The sequence below is a fragment of the Paenibacillus sp. MAHUQ-45 genome (genome assembly GCF_058133325.1).
Map to the genome: position 1 here is coordinate 1 of NZ_JBYUPV010000016.1, position 14,816 is coordinate 14,816.

Consider the following 14,816-nt stretch of genomic DNA (forward strand, 5'->3'; position numbering starts at 1 on the left):
TTATATCGTTGTCTTTGTTCTCCCAAGTGAACACACCTCCACTGATTTCATTATCGGTCTGTCCGTTAACGGGTGTCCACTATTTATTCTAATTGCAGTACAATATTGCACTTAATCTCCTCAAACCCTTAGCTGCAGAGGATTTAAGGTACAAAAATGCCGCTAATTACACTTCGATACTTTTTATTTATACTGTTCAGTTTAGTTTCCATGATCGATAGTACTGAATCGCATTCAGAGATCGAAGCCGTTCTTCCCGGAACCCTATTAAAACAGTTCAGGCCCTGCATAGCGCAGCCAGCTTGTTGACTGTATTCCAGTTGCGTGCCGTGATAGGCATGCCAAGGATTTTATCCACAGGAACTTTAAAAAGCTCCGACTTGCTCACACTGATCTCATATAATGTGTACATTTCCCTGCCAACAAAACGGATTTTGTCAGGGCCATCTCCATAAGGAAGTAGCTTCTCCAGCGCCTCTGCCGAAGGCTCCGCTGCCAGAAAAGAAACATACAGCCGCTTGAAGTCCTCCGGCTCGCTCAGGTCAAACGGATTATCTGCGATAACCCGCTCCAGCTCCTCTTGTGTCCGTATAATCACGGAGACCTCAAAGCCGAATACGGTCTCAATCTGCTGCTCGATGTCTTTGCCCACTGCACTATATGAGGTTTCGCTACTCTCAAAAACAACGTTGCCGCTCTGAATATACGTTCTGACATTCTCATAGCCAAGGGATTGAAACATCGCCTTCAAATCCTGCATCTTGATGATTTTGTTGCCCCCGACATTAATCCCGCGGAGCAAAGCAACATAGGTTGGCATCTCTTACACTTCCTTACTGAATATGAAGTTAACCAGCGCTGAGCGTTGCCAGACGTTTATGGATTTCCTGTACCAGCTGCTCTTTCTCAGCCTCTGGAAGCCACTCTGTTAGCCGGGCTGCGGCGACTGGAAGAATCCAGCGCTCGATCTCTTCTCTAGTTTGCCCCGAGAGTCTCAGATATTCCCGTAGATACCCCTTTGTCAGGCGCTTTCTAATAAAACCGATCACCCATTTGGCAATGCCAGTTGTCCCTTCAGGCACTTCCCCCATGCTGAACATGACGACAGACCTTGCAGCATCGCCAGCCGGATCTCCGGCCAGACCGGTCATCCAGTCGATGATCCATACCTGTTCATCCATAAGTATATTATCCGGGTGAAAATCACCATGACACAGCTTGCCGCCGACCGGAAGTGTATCCAGGTAGGAGAGAATGGCCTGTTTCTCCGACTCATTCAACAGAGGGGCTTCATGTATGCCCCATTTCAGCCTCTCCTGCTGCACTTCGAGATCGTTACCTGCATCTAGCGTATGTAGATCATAGTGCAGCTTGGCTAGCCTGCTGGCATATTGGCCGACCTTCCATGGGCTTTTGCCAAGCAAGGTCAATAATGATGAACCTTCAATCTGTTGAAACACAATTCCACTCCGCCCCTCGACCTCTGTCAGCTCAAATGGCTGTGGAGTACGAATCCCTTGGGCATGCGCGTACAGGCTGATATTATATTCCCTCGTTACCTGATCTACCGGAATCCCTTCCCGGTACAATTTCAGCACCCTGCGATGGCCATACTCCCAAATCTCCGCTGTTCTGCCCTCTCCAATCAGCTTTCCCTTCATCTGGTTTCCCCCATTTCCGAATGGTTCAGCACATGACCTTGGACTACCGCTTTAAACAACGTTGGAAAAATTCATGATACATATTAATAATGACAATTAATATTGCCAATGACTCTTTGACATTCCCCACTTCCAGAGAGTGATTAGCGTCATCTATTCGGTACACCTTGATATTACGCAGTCCGGCCAGCTCACGGGAATGTGGCTCACTGAACAGCGGATCGGCGCTGCCATAGATCACACTGCCCCGACTTTGTTCAATTAGTGGTATTGCGTCCGGGATCGGGGTTAGATACAGGTGCTCAATCTGTTGGCTGGCCTTCAGCGTTGCGGCGACTTTCCCGGCAATAACGGTGCCAATGCTTTTGCTAATGAATAGGATTTTCTCGTACTTGGGCACAGAGGTAATGGCATTCGTACACTCTTCCACAATGATGCCAATGTCTTCACGCTTCATTTCAACTCTCGCGCTCTGATAGCCATATTCGAGCTGAAGGATGTCACAGTTATACTCCGCAGCTACCTTGGCCGCATATTCCAATAGCGGACGTTCTGTCGAATAATTTTTGCCGGGAAAAATAACTGCCAGCACCTTAGACCCTCGCGTGATATGCTTGTGCCGTACCTCCCTGCCCCAATGTGAAGGCAGTACAACGCTGTTAACACTCATAGATGAAGCTCCCCTCCTGTCGGCAATGTGCTCACACTGTTTTGAAATACTTAAAGAAATCTATCGTCTCCTGATAATCCGCCTTGTCCTTGTAGATGTTCATGAGCGTACCCAATTCTAGGGCAAAATCCACATATCCATTAGGCAGGGCTGTCACTATATTCCCATCGACCATTACATTGACTCCCGAAGTCGCCGCAGAGACTCCCTCCTCCGCAGCAGCAACCTCAACAAATTTCCTGTTGTTCAAAATACCTGCAGCCTTGAGTACGGATACACCACCACAAATGCCACCGATAACCTTCCCGGCTGTATCCAGCTCACGAAGTAGCTTCAGCAGGGATTCATCCTTGATGATCTCCTCCGTCTCGCCCCCAGGGATAATTAGAAGATCAATCTCCTGAACATTTACCTCCGAAAGCGTCTTTGCCGGATTCACGGAGAAGCTCTCGCTGGAATTCACAGGTGAAGACCCAAGACCTAACGTGTATACCTCGCCTTGCGTTTTCATAAAATAGGCAGCCAGCACCACCTCAAACTGTACGAAGCTGTTATAGATAAGAATATATGTATTCAATATGTTAAGACTCCCTTCCATTCTGTAGAAATCTTTTACATCACACTTGTCTATAAGTATAGCTATTTTACATAAACATTGGAAATGACAAAAAAGCCCTCTGAGGCTGCGGATTCTAAACGCCTGATTCGTTGTATAATAAAAAAACGGAAAATTCCGTTGGGATCAGTCACTTCCCGGATTTTCCGCCTAAACGTAGAAATCGTTTGATTATAGTAAGGAGATTTGCCATGACACCATTCACCCAAAAAGTAATCGACGTGATTCAGTCTATCCCTGCGGGCAAGGTCATGACCTATGGAGGGGTCGCCCGGGCCGCTGGCAGCCCCAGAGCCGCGAGACAGGTCGTCCGCATCCTTCATTCCATGAGCCGCAAATATAAGCTTCCCTGGCACCGGGTGATCAATGCTAAGGGCATGATTGCCCTCACCGAAGATGAAGCTGGCACAATGCAGAGACTCTACCTGGAGGATGAAGGTATCCTGTTCGACTTGAAGGGTGCCATCAACCTTGAGCAGTTTCAATATCAGCCTGTGGCAAATCACGATTAACCCCTGCCTCTGGAGCGCTGTTGTCCTGCTCCATGCCCCAGCACATTCAGCAGACAATACATTGTCGCATAAATCACCAGCAGCACCAGCGCTATGAACAGACTGAAAAAGACCGATTGTCGGTTCAGGCTGTCTAGCACGAGTTGATAAAGCTGGTGCCTGTCGGTAAGCACATCCCAACTGTTGAGCCGGTACACCCTGCCAAGCAGAACCCCGTATCCACCCAACACACAGGCCGCCAGGACGAATATCCATGACAGTAGCAAATTACTTTTACGGTAGATCACGGCCTGAAATTGATATAGCGAGAAAAACCCTGTCAGCCAGCCACTCCAAGTGAACAGCAGCAGCATGACCATATCGTACCAGTACCGGTTCTGAATCACTCCGTGGACAATATATCTCCCCTTCTGGGCCGTCAAGTGTACAAGATCAGTCATCAGATACGGCGCGTTCGGGAAAAACAGCAGCCAGGCCACTCCCAGCGGAAGCATCCATATTCCCCCGATCCTCCGCTTATCCAGCTCATGGGCGGCCATTGAGAACAGAAAGGGAATCCAGGCCAGAAATAGATTCCAGATCAGAAAAGCATAGAACGAGTCGGTCTGAAGCGATACAACACGGTATACCCCAAGCGTAGCGACTGACAGACCGGCCAGCAGCAAGAATACTTTTGAATAGTTCAGTTCCTTCATAAGGCACAGCCTCCTCATCTTCTGGGTTCTAAACGTTCAATTACCCTACATTGTACAAATTTGTAACGAAGTAGTCTATGCCAAAAAGGACTGTTCGCTAAGCCAGAGCGGCCTGTAACAGTCCTTTTTGTATGTTATTAGGGACACTCTTACCTGTCAGACTTCAAGCGCACCGGGCTTTATTGGTCCGGCGACTACCCGCTGCTGCCGAATTTCTATCGGAAGAGAGAATGCGCTGCATTCCCTGAAAGCTGCATGCCGACAGCCGGCGCATTTGCCATAATCGATCGCCCCAAGTGCTTGATTGATGGCTTCTCCTGTATGTTCATAGAACTGCTCCTCACCGATCTGATCATAAAGTCCGGTTCGCTTCAGCAGCTCGAGAGGCTGGGACTGGATGCCGGAAATCATTAGGGTCCCTCCCGAAGCGTGAAGCTGTTTCACTAGCGCTACGAGGTTCGATTCTCCCGTCGTGTCCATCAAAGGAACCTTGCCCATCCGCAGCAGAATAATTCCGGGCTGTCCCGCACCGGGGCCCGGCAGGGTATCGTCAAATCGGTATGCTGCGCCAAAAAACAACGGCCCTTCCACATTGTAGATGCCGATCTGCGGACAGTCATGGTGCTCCGATACCATATGAGCTTCTACCTTTACCGAAGACGGATCAGGTAATACCTTGGAGACCCGATGAACCTCACCCATCCGCTTCACGAAGAGAACCACAGCCAGCATCAGCCCCACCTCTACGGCGAGGGTCAAGTCGGCAAACACGGTCAATAGAAAGGTAGTGACCAGAACGAGTGAGTCCCCCGTTCTAGTCTTCAGCAAATGCAGGAATTCTTTACGCTCACTCATGTTCCAGGCCACAACCATCAGGATCGGAGCCATAGCCGCAAGCGGAATGGTAGAAGCATATGGCGCCAGCAGCAGCAGAATCAGAAATACGACCACACCGTGGACAATACCCGACACAGGAGAGACGGCGCCATTCTTAATATTGGTTGCCGTTCTGGCAATGGCCCCGGTTGCTGGGATGCCTCCGAACAGCGGCGCTGCGATATTCGCAATCCCCTGTCCAATCAACTCTCGGTTACTATTATGGCGTTCCCCCGTCATCCCATCCGCTACCACCGCTGATAGCAGCGATTCGATGGCGCCAAGCATGGCGATAACGAACGCTGGACGGAGCAGCGACTTGATGCGCTCCCAGGTTATAAGGGGGATGTGGAAGCTCGGTAATGTACCCGGGATCTCTCCGTACGCCGAGCCGATTGTTGCCACCTTGCCGCTGAAAAAAAGAACAGCCATAACCGTTGCGCACAGGAGGCCGATCAAAGAGCCCGGAACCTTCGGAGCAAAACGGAGAGTCAGAAGAACCGCTGCAAGACATACGACTGCAGTCAAAATACTGTACATGTTAGCCGTCGAGAGATGCTGGCCGATCTCTCTCATATTGTCTACAAAGCCTTCATGCCGCCTCATACCTTGCAACCCCAAGAAGCTGCCAATCTGCCCGCTGAAGATAATGACGGCAATACCTGCCGTAAAACCGATTGTTACCGGCTTCGGAATGAACTTGATCAGAACACCCAACCGGAGAATTCCCATTAGGACCAGAATAACGCCTGCCATCATTCCGGCAATCAACAGATTCTCGTAGCCATACTGCATCCCGATAGCGAATAAAATGGGGATAAAGGCCCCCGTTGGACCGCCAATCTGGAACTTGGAGCCTCCCAGCAGAGAGATCAGAATACCCGCTATAATCGTAGTATAGATTCCGTATTCTGGTTTGACACCCGAAGCAATAGCAAAAGCCATTCCGAGCGGAATGGCTATAACACCTACAATGATTCCCGAAGTGACATCTTTACGCAGAGAAGCAAGGCTGTAGCCCTCGAATCTACCCCATCCAATCATGATTCAACCTTCTTTTCATTTATCTGAATATCTGATTATTTGAATATAAAGAAACATTACCCCTGCGCGACGCTCTTGTCAACGCAAAAATAATGTTCAGTGTACTCTGTTGCTATTCACCGCGCATGCCTTCCAGAAGGGAGATCGCATTTACCAGATGGTTATCGAAAATTTGCCTGGCTACAGCCAAAAGATCCTTTATCAGGGGGTCACGAAGAGAGTAAATCACGGAGGTGCCTTCCTTCACACTGACAACTACATTCTTCGCACGCAGAACGGCCAGCTGCTGGGATACAGCAGAACCCTCCGAACCCAGAATGGCCTGCAATTCGTTCACATTCTTCTCGCCTTCACTCAGAAGCTCCAGAATGCGGATACGCATCGGATGGGCCAGCGCCTTGAAAAACTCCGTCTTAAATTGCTGAATTTCGTAGTTCATAGACATTTTCTCCTCGAATAGCATTACTTCTGAAATCTAATGCTATCATAGCATAGCCTCATCAGGTCATAAACTCCAGCCCGAATTGCAGATTATTCTATCTCCCTCTCTCAGCTAAACGACAATCGGATAAATGCCCGGTTCTTTCACTGAAATACTGGCGAATATCCCCAAGGCCATCGGCTCACCCAGGCTCTCGAACATCAGCACACTTTCACCAAGCCGCAGATAGCCCGTTCCATCCTCGTCAATATCCTCCAGAACACCGGTAAAGATAACCCTGTCCCCTTCCATCGCAATCCCCGCCTCTCCGTTGTCGGCAGGAATGATATCCACCCATCGCATAAAGAGCTGGGTCAGCTCGAACTCCACGTCGATCTCTTCCAGCGGTGTTACATGAGTGCCATGCCATATCCCCCGGCCTTCCCCGTATGCCGAAGTGAAGAAAATCTCATTCTTCCTGAGCCCATTCCGGGTCACTGTTATTCTCATTTCATAATCTCCATCCGTATAAGTATTCAGCATTTATTATACATGAGCCTTGGCGGGAAAGGGATTCCGGGCACAGAAAAGGGATGTCCCAGCCTTGGCAGCATGAGACATCCCTTAAGGTACAGCTTTATTTATTTTACCTGCTCCGCATTGTAGACCTTAACGTCCAGCGGTGCAGCCAGGAATTCGCCAGCCTGACCAGCAAAGCCTGTGAAATGACTGCTGGCATTGTGGGCAGTTACCGCCTCGGCATCACGCCAGTTCTCCACCATGATGAATACATTGTCTTGTCCGGACTGCTCGTACAGCTCGTAGGAGAGGTTGCCCTCTTCTGACTGTGATGAGGCAATCAAAGGCTTAACCACTGTCAGGAACTGCTCGCGGCGCTCCGGCTTCACTTGGATAATAGCATGGATAATAATCATCGTCTGCTGTCAGCTCCTTCTTATTTCCACTGGGCAACTTTTTCAATCGGCAGACGGACCGAAGCATAACCTTCATCCGCAGCTTTACCGATGGAGATCAGCATAACCGGTACATAACGTTCTTTATCAAGTCCGAAAGCTTCAGCAATTTGTTCTTTCTCATAACCGCCGATAGGATTGGTGTCGTAGCCGTGTGCATGAGCTACCAGCATCAATTGCATGGATACAAGCCCGGCATCAATAAGCACGATATCCTTTTTGACTTCACGCGGCAGAGTTGCAAAACGGGGAGCCAGAACACTCATTTGTCTTTCCTTTACTTCCGCTGGCATAAAGCCGCGTTCCACTGCCGCACTGAAAATCTCCTCAGCATAATCAAAGTTGTCCAAATCTCCGAAAACGGCAATCACAGCTGCTGAAGTCTCCACCTGTGTTTGATTGAATTTAGCCAGCGGTGCCAGGGTGGCTTTGGCTTCTTCGCTTTCAATTACAAGAAAACGCCAAGGCTGCAAATTGATCGAAGATGGGGCAAGCGTAGCTTCCGTCAAAATTTGTGTCATTTTTTCCTTGCTAATCTTAACTGTAGGATCATACTTGCGGATGGAACGGCGTCCTGTGATAACGGATGTGAAATCTTTAAGTTGTTGTGTATTGTTCATGGGAATGACTCTCCTTTGATTGGTATAGGATGTGATCTATAGCTGTTTGATATTCTGCTGCATCCGGGTCAGCATGTCGATAAGCACGGTTCGCTCCCCGGGTGTGATGCTGCTGAGCAAGTCGCTGATAAAATTCTTCTTTTCTTCACAAAACGAAGCAATTCGCCCCCGTCCTTCTTCTGTAAGGGAGACCAGGGTTACCCTGTTGTCTTCAGGATTGTTGCGGCGGGTAATCATACCACAATCCTCCAGCCCTTTCAGGTGGCGGGTAACGGCTGCTGCATCTATATCAACTTCCTTTTGCAGGAAAGACTGACTAATCTCATCGCCATAATACAGCTCATGAAGAAGGCGAAGCCGGGTCGGACTAATGTTCACCGATCGCTCAAACTTTGGATTAATAGCTTTGCTGAGGCTTTGCAGCAGTTCGAAAATCTGCTCTTCCTCGGAGTATTGTTGGGACAAGATATACCTCCTCATATCATTTAATTGTGCACAATCAATATGACAGTAATCATCTTACTCATAAATAATTGACCTGTCAACTAATATGATCACACCCTAAAAATAGGGTTGCTTTTATGGACAGAGAATCCTATAGTCTTGAACTAAGGAGGAGGATCTGCGAATGAAAATAGCCCTTATTCAGCTCGATATAGCTTTTGGCAATCCGGAGGCTAATTATGCTGCGGCGGAACGTAAAATCAGGGAAGCAGCAGCGGACAGACCTGACTGCCTGATTCTCCCTGAGCTGTGGACGACGGGATATGACCTGACCCGGCTTGGAGAAATTGCCGATCCGGAAGGACGCACTACCAAGGCTTTCATATCCGCATTGGCGAAACAATACAGCATTAACATTGTGGCGGGTTCCGTAGCTAACAGACATCCCGGCGGCGGGGTCACCAATAGTATGTTCATATTCAACCGCCAGGGGGAACTTGTCGGCGAATACAGCAAGCTTCATCTGTTCCGGCTGATGGATGAGCATCTCTATCTTCAGCCAGGGGAAGCCAAGGGGTTGTTCATGCTGGATGGCGCGTCCTGTGCCGGACTGATCTGCTATGATATTCGCTTTCCCGAATGGATTCGCGCCCACACCGTACAAGGCGCCGAGGTACTCTTCATCAGCGCTGAATGGCCATTGCCGCGCTTGTCCCACTGGCGCACGCTATTGATTAGTCGCGCGATCGAGAACCAGTGTTATGTTGTGGCCTGCAATCGGGCCGGAAGTGATCCAGCCAATACCTTTGCAGGACATTCCATGATCATTGATCCTTGGGGTGAGATCGTCTGCGAAGCTTCGGAGGGCGAGGAGATTGTCAGCGGCGTGATCGATTGGCAGAAGGTGCGTGAGGTAAGGGCACAGATTCCGGTGTTCTCGGACAGACGACCTGATCTATACGTCTAAATTTTGAAGTGATCGATGTGGCAACATACAGAAAGGGCGTTACGAATACTGGATTCTAACCAGTCCTACGTAACGCCCTTTTTAAGTGCTCTGTAATTGCCATTTACAGCTGAGAATAACGTTCTCGTAGTACCCCTGCGGCAGCTTTGACACGCGGGTCGCTGTATTCCAACTGATATCCCGTCTCCTGTTGGAGCCTGCCGGAAGGGATTAGCTCTATCGCCCTGCGGGTGAAGGCCTCCCTGATCCCGCTACAGAAAGCCGCGGTAGTGCTTGGTCCGCCCAGCTCGCCAAGTCCAGCGATCGTCTCCGGGCGCACTTGTGGATAAGACAAGCCGTGTTCACCTGCGGCAGCTTCTTCATAAAAGCTGCGAATCAGTTCACCGCGCGCCTGTCCAGAGCCGGAGACTACGACAAAGGCATGCACAAAGTAGGCCTGACTCTGTCTGCGTTGAGCAATCCCGCAGAATTTGCGGCCTCCAATGGAGAGGTCGAAATCTCCCGGACAATAGGAGCCTACGACCTCCTTCGCCACAATCTGCGCCGCGGCCGCAGGATGACTGACGGCTACAGCATCTCTAATTACAGCCGCCAGCAGCCGGAAGTCGTCATGAAAGTCCAGCTTGCCGCGACGTTTGGGCAGGATCAGCGACACATTCACAATTCCGGCGTCTAGTGGCACAGCAGCACCGCCGGAATGCCGGACCACCGTGCGGATACCACGGCTCTCCAGCTTGTCCATCGCCAGGGCAGCCCCAGGCAGCTTGCTGTCCCGCAGCCCCAGAGCTACCCCACCGGGATGGCTCCAGAGATGCAAAGAGGGAAGGACCAGACCCGCGCCCACATCCCGGCACAACGTCTCTTCAAAGGCGAACGGAATCAACAAATCGCCACTCTGCGCGGAGACCGGTAATCCGCCTTCTCCGTTATTCTCTTCTTCGAGTAAATGCTCAAACAGCCCCATAACTGACGGCAGTGAACTTTCTTCCCCTTCCGTATTCTCATACAATGGTGTCATGTTCATGAATAACCCCCGAGCGCAGTTATATTCTATATACTGCCGTATCATAATCTCATTGTAACCCATCTGCCTGTTCCCGCGAAGCCGGACATCCGTATAGCTATTCAGCCGCAGGAATTTGATTAAGAAGGCTTTTGGGTAATACTATAACAAACAACTAATAACATTCAGGAGTGGTGCTGCATGACCGCCGAACAGGCTCCGAAGGGCAGACCGGCAAGCAAAAAAGAGCAGTGGGAGCATGCGCTGAATCTACTGTATCTCAACTTTCGAGATTACAGTAAGGAAGCCGTACGCAAATTTGGCGACGAGGATATCCATCAGGCCAGAGTGAACTGCCGCAAACTGCTGACTCTCCTAGCCATACTTGATCCAGAACATTCCTCCGGCCTATATCCTATATTCAAAAAAGCCCAAAAGCGTCTAGGTAAGGTCAGGGATGCCGACGTGCTGATTCAGTCCTTCAAGGAAAGAAGACAGCAAGCCGAGGCCGAAGGTAATCCCAAGACAGTCAGACTGCTAACAGCTGTCATTAAGCATCAGAAAAGCATACGGAAAAAGTATCGTGAGCAACTCGCTCAGGATCTGCCGAAGCTGGCCAATTCCGCGCTGGATGAGAGATGGTCACTTTTCCTGAGCACGCAATTAGAGGACATGATCGCAAGAAGAGATGCCAATGTGGTGATGCGTGAGCTGGAGGAAGCTTTTGAGCAGAAGAAACAAGCCTGTAAAGCCCTCTTCAAAGACCTGTCTTCGCCATCGGAGGAGGATTTCGAGACACTGCACAAGCTGCGGATTGCTGCTAAGGAGCTGCGATACACTGCGGGGGCGGCTGCTTTTGCGCTAAACCAGAAGTTTCAGGCCGATGAGGCCATCTATAAAGACGTTCAGACACAGCTGGGGGAGATCAATGATAAACGGATCTGGCTGCAGACCCTGAATGCTATTGGCCGAAAAAAGCTTGATGTCGGTAAAAAAACATGGGAGGCCTTCACTGCTGAACTGCGGGTAGAAGTACTGGAGGCATTGCAGCATAACCATGTGCTTCCTATCGGGGATAATAGATAATAAACTCAGCAACAGTATTTCAAAAAAGGCGTGAAGGACAGATTATAATCCTGCCCTTCACGCCTCTAACATAGCTTAATGCGTTGCTTTCGCACCGCAATATTTATTCAAAACGCCTTGGTAGACAGCTTTCGGCTGAAGGCCGACCAGCTTTTCCATCGGCTGACCATCCTTATAGACAATCACCGTCGGCAGTCCCATCACGCTTGCTTCGGAAGCCAGCTCCGGCAGATTATCACAGTTAACCTTGGCGATGGTTACCTCTTCCCCATACTCTCCGTCCAGTTCTTCCAGCAATGGCAGCAAAACCTTGCAAGGCGGGCACCACGGTGCTCCGTAATCCACCAGCACTGTGCCCTCACCGCTCAATTTTGACCGCAGACTATCAGCTTGCTCTACCTCGAGAATAGCCATACTTAATCCCTCCTATGTTCCTTATCTATAAGGATATCCTGATCATGCTGTTCTTCTAAAATCGAAGATATCCGCTCCTCCAGATTCAGCTTGATCTGGTTCAGTTGCAGGATCTGCTTTTCAATCTCTTCCAGTTTACTTTGGTATATCGGCATCACTTCCGCACAGAAGGACTCTTTGTTCTTCAGTACACAATTCAGGAAACCGGCGATCTCCTCCGTGGACAATCCAAGATTCAAATACAACTTAATGCTCTCCACAGTCTCTATAGCAAGCGGCGAATATTCCCGGTAACCGTTGGCCTGACGGACCGGTGTAATTAAGCCCTGACTTTCATAATAACGCAATGAACGGACACTAACGCCCGTCTGGCGTGCAAGCTCACCTATTTTCATGGCATTCTCCCCGGGTTCATGAGAAATGGTCTACACATAGTATAAACCCTCACATTAGTGTGAGGGTCAACCTATTTTTTTGAAAAGAGATCGCCTACTCCACTGTTGTGCTTGAGGCCCCGTAATCTTCAATATTCAGCTTCACCTCATAAGTAACAGGTACATTGCTAAAGACCTCATCCCAATCACCTTTCACTTTGTTCCATACGGATGGGTACTGAATCTGTAGACTCTTGCCGAATCCGGCTACATCTGCCTGAAGTTCATACTGTAGTTTATGTACAGTACTCTCGGCTATATCCTGCACCTTCTTCTCTATTGCCTTTCTTACTTGTTTTAAGGTTCCGTCCTGCAGTCTCTCTCCACCGGCAATGTAAGCCTCCGCAATTCTACCTTCCGATTCCATGGAGACGTGAAAAGAAATCTTGTCCCCCTTTACGCTAGGTTTGATCTTGCTATCCATGTCTGTAATCTCATACGTGACGAGCTTGTTATTGTCAGGATTGTAGGTTTTGACCGCACCACCTTTCCCCTTTCCCGTTATCCAGATCAACCCATCCAGCTCCCCCTCGTCCAGGAAACCGCCGAGCTTTCCGGTAGTTCCCTTGATAACGGCCACTCCCGAGAACTTGGTTTCCTTGCCCGATACAATCACATTTTGCAGGACAAAGCTGGTATGACCGTGCAGTGGACCTACCACCTTCGCCATGGATACAGGCTCCCATATCCTTGTGATTCGCTTTCGGTTATTGAAGGTTCCATTAAGTACAAAAGCAGGGGTCTGACCCGGGAGCGAATCGCGAAAGACCTCTCGCGCCTTACCTTTACTGATGAGCAGCAGCACGCTTGGCCTGATATCATTATCTCTGCTGAAGAATTCGATGAGTTCGGAGAGCTTCGTTGTCCGTGCAAGCTCTTCTCCAATGACGATAGTCTTCAGATGATGGCCGATGGGAAGGCGGTTGGAACGCAGAGAGAGCTCACGCACTGCCTCAAAGATGGAATCGCCGGTCTGCGTGGCATTATAATAGTTTTTGGACTGGGCTCCCTCCTTCTTAGAACCGATTGCACCCTGGGGAATGAGAAATTGATAGGTACAGGAGACTTTATTTCTCTTCGGATATTCTCCACCTTTCTGTGCAAAGTCCTGCTCGGTCTCCGTCTCATCCGCGATATCTAGAGCGACCCCCGCTTCCATGTTGACATCCTCGATCGGCGAACTGCTCCAGCAGGAAGAGAGCAGCAGACAAACAGCCAGCAGCAGACTCAGGCTACAGCCTTGCTTCAAAATTTGCTTCACTAGCGCGCCCCCCTCAAACGGGCAATGATCAACAGCGGCAGCGGCAGTGCCCCGAATAAAATCATCGACCAATTGCCAATTCCACTGCCAAAGACAAATAAACCATTCAGATTACGAGGACTCTCTGTCACGATATATATAACGGGCAGCAACACAAATAAACAATGGTTCAGAGGGATCTTTGTCAATTGTGACAACCCGAGTGCGGCTCCATAGAAAGCAATACAGAAGGTGCAAAAAATCTGCATGATCCAAATGGTCAGCCATAAGGATTCGAAACGCTCGAACACCAGATAGTTCACTTCAAAACTCCGAATGAGGTCAATGAAAGGCCACGTCCGGGTAACCACACCATCTACAGAAAAGGCCCCGATGCAAAGCACAACTGCCACAATGTAAAAAACCATAGCGATTAGTGTTGCAGAAACAACCACCTTCATCGTCTTTTTCGGCTTATCCATAAAAGCAACCAGAAAAAGCAGGGCTTCCCCGGAGGTAAAGGTCAAAGCTGTTGGCTTGATAGACCGCCAGACTGGACCCATGCCCTGACCCAGTACAGGACGCAAATTGTTGATATCGACGATCTGCAGACTAAGCAGGCACACGCCAAAAAACACAGTCCAGGTAATGGGAAACAGCAATCGGCACATGCGAGAGATCGCATTGATCCCACCCCTGCATAGATAAAGGGCGACCCACATAAAGATCCCAGTAATCGCCCAGTTGGGTGTTCCCTCCAGTAGAAAAAAGACGGTCACTTCCTGCACGGTACGTATCTCATAACTGGCAATGCACACAAAATAACCAATGAGCACCACGCCCAGCAGGATTGCCAACGGCCGCCCGATTATTTTTCCACTGTATTGATAAATCGTCTGTCCAGGGAAGCGCTGGCTGAGTTTGGCAATGATCAGTCCTGTAATCATGGAGAGGAGACCGCCAAGGATCACAGAAATCCAGACATCAGGGGTTCCTGCCTGTTCAACAGTAGTCCGAGGAAGGGTGAACACACCTGCTGCAAGAACATAGTTAACCACAATAATGATTACCTCGGTTGTTGTTATTCGATCCCTCGTTTCCATATTTCAGCCTTTCACCTCTCTTGCCTTGATTTGCTT

Annotated in this window: 19 protein-coding genes; 3 read left to right on the plus strand and 16 right to left on the minus strand. The window is 49.5% G+C overall.

What is annotated here, in order from left to right:
* Positions 1 to 277: 277 nt before the first annotated feature.
* From AC3Y23_RS25650 to AC3Y23_RS25665, 4 genes are read right to left on the minus strand one after another with little or no spacing between them, the layout of a single operon-like run.
* The gene (locus AC3Y23_RS25650) at positions 278 to 820 is read right to left on the minus strand and encodes a DUF1697 domain-containing protein (RefSeq protein WP_379204482.1); all 543 of its coding nucleotides are present in this window, start codon (positions 818 to 820) and stop codon (positions 278 to 280) included.
* A gap of 28 nt (positions 821 to 848) precedes the next feature.
* Complete coding sequence (locus AC3Y23_RS25655; protein ID WP_379204484.1) at positions 849 to 1,661, minus strand: phosphotransferase family protein; 813 nt, start codon at positions 1,659 to 1,661, stop codon at positions 849 to 851.
* A 43-nt stretch (positions 1,662 to 1,704) separates the two neighbouring features.
* Positions 1,705 to 2,331: a hypothetical protein gene (locus AC3Y23_RS25660; RefSeq protein ID WP_379204487.1), complete on the minus strand. Its 627-nt coding sequence runs from the start codon at positions 2,329 to 2,331 to the stop codon at positions 1,705 to 1,707.
* Positions 2,332 to 2,362: 31 nt separating this feature from the next.
* Positions 2,363 to 2,908 carry a DJ-1/PfpI family protein gene (locus tag AC3Y23_RS25665; RefSeq protein WP_379204489.1) on the minus strand — a complete coding sequence of 182 codons (546 nt, stop codon included), beginning with the start codon at positions 2,906 to 2,908 and terminating at the stop codon, positions 2,363 to 2,365.
* A gap of 230 nt (positions 2,909 to 3,138) precedes the next feature.
* On the opposite strand from AC3Y23_RS25665, the gene AC3Y23_RS25670 reads away from it, so the two are divergent.
* Positions 3,139 to 3,459 carry an MGMT family protein gene (locus AC3Y23_RS25670; RefSeq protein WP_379204491.1) on the plus strand — a complete coding sequence of 107 codons (321 nt, stop codon included), beginning with the start codon at positions 3,139 to 3,141 and terminating at the stop codon, positions 3,457 to 3,459.
* Here AC3Y23_RS25670 and AC3Y23_RS25675 read toward each other — a convergent pair.
* From AC3Y23_RS25675 to AC3Y23_RS25705, 7 genes are all read right to left on the minus strand, one after another.
* Complete coding sequence (locus tag AC3Y23_RS25675; protein ID WP_379204493.1) at positions 3,456 to 4,154, minus strand: DUF1361 domain-containing protein; 699 nt, start codon at positions 4,152 to 4,154, stop codon at positions 3,456 to 3,458. The genes AC3Y23_RS25670 and AC3Y23_RS25675 overlap by 4 nt on opposite strands.
* A gap of 156 nt (positions 4,155 to 4,310) precedes the next feature.
* Entirely contained in the window at positions 4,311 to 6,074 is a 1,764-nt protein-coding gene (locus tag AC3Y23_RS25680; RefSeq protein ID WP_379204495.1) for a SulP family inorganic anion transporter, read from the minus strand.
* A 112-nt stretch (positions 6,075 to 6,186) separates the two neighbouring features.
* Positions 6,187 to 6,513 (minus strand): ArsR/SmtB family transcription factor, encoded by a 327-nt coding sequence (locus AC3Y23_RS25685; protein WP_175372188.1) that lies wholly within the window; start codon positions 6,511 to 6,513, stop codon positions 6,187 to 6,189.
* Positions 6,514 to 6,627: 114 nt separating this feature from the next.
* Positions 6,628 to 7,005, minus strand: coding sequence for a hypothetical protein (locus tag AC3Y23_RS25690; protein ID WP_379204498.1), 378 nt, complete (start codon positions 7,003 to 7,005; stop codon positions 6,628 to 6,630).
* 131 nt (positions 7,006 to 7,136) lie between these two features.
* Positions 7,137 to 7,430: a putative quinol monooxygenase gene (locus AC3Y23_RS25695; RefSeq protein ID WP_379204500.1), complete on the minus strand. Its 294-nt coding sequence runs from the start codon at positions 7,428 to 7,430 to the stop codon at positions 7,137 to 7,139.
* 20 nt (positions 7,431 to 7,450) lie between these two features.
* Complete coding sequence (locus tag AC3Y23_RS25700) at positions 7,451 to 8,089, minus strand: nitroreductase family protein (protein WP_379204502.1); 639 nt, start codon at positions 8,087 to 8,089, stop codon at positions 7,451 to 7,453.
* A gap of 36 nt (positions 8,090 to 8,125) precedes the next feature.
* Complete coding sequence (locus AC3Y23_RS25705; protein ID WP_379204504.1) at positions 8,126 to 8,569, minus strand: MarR family winged helix-turn-helix transcriptional regulator; 444 nt, start codon at positions 8,567 to 8,569, stop codon at positions 8,126 to 8,128.
* Positions 8,570 to 8,711: 142 nt separating this feature from the next.
* Here AC3Y23_RS25705 and AC3Y23_RS25710 point away from each other — a divergent pair, with 142 nt between their 5' ends.
* A complete protein-coding gene (locus AC3Y23_RS25710) occupies positions 8,712 to 9,500 on the plus strand; it encodes a carbon-nitrogen family hydrolase (RefSeq protein ID WP_379204667.1) in 789 nt (262 codons plus the stop codon).
* 103 nt (positions 9,501 to 9,603) lie between these two features.
* Here the strand turns inward: AC3Y23_RS25710 and AC3Y23_RS25715 are convergent, their stop codons facing one another.
* Positions 9,604 to 10,524 (minus strand): lipoate--protein ligase family protein, encoded by a 921-nt coding sequence (locus AC3Y23_RS25715; protein WP_379204506.1) that lies wholly within the window; start codon positions 10,522 to 10,524, stop codon positions 9,604 to 9,606.
* Between the two features lie 180 nt (positions 10,525 to 10,704).
* Here AC3Y23_RS25715 and AC3Y23_RS25720 point away from each other — a divergent pair, with 180 nt between their 5' ends.
* Complete coding sequence (locus tag AC3Y23_RS25720; protein WP_379204508.1) at positions 10,705 to 11,589, plus strand: CHAD domain-containing protein; 885 nt, start codon at positions 10,705 to 10,707, stop codon at positions 11,587 to 11,589.
* Positions 11,590 to 11,664: 75 nt separating this feature from the next.
* On the opposite strand, the gene AC3Y23_RS25725 is transcribed toward AC3Y23_RS25720, so the two are convergent.
* The 4 genes from AC3Y23_RS25725 to AC3Y23_RS25740 all read right to left on the minus strand — a co-directional run bounded on the left by AC3Y23_RS25725 (position 11,665) and on the right by AC3Y23_RS25740 (position 14,780).
* A complete protein-coding gene (locus AC3Y23_RS25725; RefSeq protein WP_379204510.1) occupies positions 11,665 to 12,003 on the minus strand; it encodes a thioredoxin family protein in 339 nt (112 codons plus the stop codon).
* A 2-nt stretch (positions 12,004 to 12,005) separates the two neighbouring features.
* Positions 12,006 to 12,398, minus strand: a complete 393-nt coding sequence (locus tag AC3Y23_RS25730) for a MerR family transcriptional regulator (protein ID WP_379204512.1) — start codon at positions 12,396 to 12,398, stop codon at positions 12,006 to 12,008.
* 94 nt (positions 12,399 to 12,492) lie between these two features.
* Positions 12,493 to 13,698 (minus strand): Ger(x)C family spore germination protein, encoded by a 1,206-nt coding sequence (locus AC3Y23_RS25735; protein WP_379204514.1) that lies wholly within the window; start codon positions 13,696 to 13,698, stop codon positions 12,493 to 12,495.
* Positions 13,698 to 14,780 carry a GerAB/ArcD/ProY family transporter gene (locus tag AC3Y23_RS25740; protein ID WP_379204516.1) on the minus strand — a complete coding sequence of 361 codons (1,083 nt, stop codon included), beginning with the start codon at positions 14,778 to 14,780 and terminating at the stop codon, positions 13,698 to 13,700. The genes AC3Y23_RS25735 and AC3Y23_RS25740 overlap by 1 nt, the downstream gene beginning before the upstream one ends.
* Positions 14,781 to 14,816: the final 36 nt, after the last annotated feature.